This is a genomic window from Calothrix rhizosoleniae SC01 (genome assembly GCF_900185595.1).
In the GTDB taxonomy this organism is placed as follows: domain Bacteria; phylum Cyanobacteriota; class Cyanobacteriia; order Cyanobacteriales; family Nostocaceae; genus Calothrix_A; species Calothrix_A rhizosoleniae.
On sequence record NZ_FYBH01000443.1, the window covers coordinates 1 to 1,038 of the forward strand.

General features: G+C 31.1%; 1 protein-coding gene. It reads right to left on the reverse strand.

The window, feature by feature from the left end; all coding sequences use genetic code 11:
- Positions 1-988: condensation domain-containing protein (locus CALSC_RS25160; RefSeq protein WP_143288391.1), on the reverse strand; the 988-nt coding region annotated here is incomplete at its 3' end.
- Between the last annotated feature and the right edge of the window lie 50 nt (positions 989-1,038).

Below are 1,038 nucleotides of genomic sequence, written 5' to 3' on the forward strand. Positions count from 1 at the left end.
CTATATTTATATCAGCATCTTCTAAACGGAAGATTAAACTTTCTTGGGGTAATGTGGAGTCTAAAGGTAAGTATGCTGCACCTGCTTTGAGGATACCTAATAGTGATATAATAAATAATGGCGATCGCTCTAAATAAATTCCCACAACTATCTCTGGTTTTACTCCCATTTTTTGCAGGTATCGAGCAAGTTGATTAGCGCGAGTATTTAATTGAGCGTATGTTAATTGTTCATCCTCGAACACAACAGCTATTTTGTTTGGTTGCAGTTCTACCTGGTGTTCAAATAACTGATGAATACATTTGTCTTGGGGATAATTTTTATCGGTATTGTTAAAATTAAATAACAGTTCTTGTTTCTCTTGAATACTCAGAATATTTAAAGAATCGATGGGAGATTCCGGTTTTTGGATTACTTCTGTGATTAAATTTTGCAGTTGTAAAAGTAAAGCCTGAATGTCTGTTGCTAAAAATAAACTTTCATCATAATGAATTTGCGCTAATAAACTATTTGCTCGATCAACTATTTTCAGTTTTACTTTGAATCGTTCTAAGTATGAGAATTGTTGATAAATAGAAAATTGAGTTTCATTTGCATGAAATTTGTCCTGCTGCTGTCCGTATTCAAAGCAGCAAGAGAAGAATGGAAGCTGATTTTTATTACTGTTTAATTTTTCAAGCTGTATAGTAGTAAAATATTCCTGCCATTTTTCAATTTCATCTATACTTTGATTGATATCGGGTAATGGGTCAATAAATTTTAAATTATTCTCTAAGTGACAAGTAATTGGTAAATAATTAGCGAATAAACCGATAGCAGATTGTAATTCTTCATATTTTCTCCCATCACAAAGATTACCAATAATTATTTCTGCTTTTCCTGTAATTCGCCAAAGTAAAACTTGCCAGCAGGCAATAAAAAATGTAGAAATAGAGATATTATATTGTTGTGTTATTTTTTCTATATTTTTAAATAAGTAAGTCGGCACAATAAAACCAAACTATGTGAAGAATAGTAAATAAGCCTAAAACCCTTGTT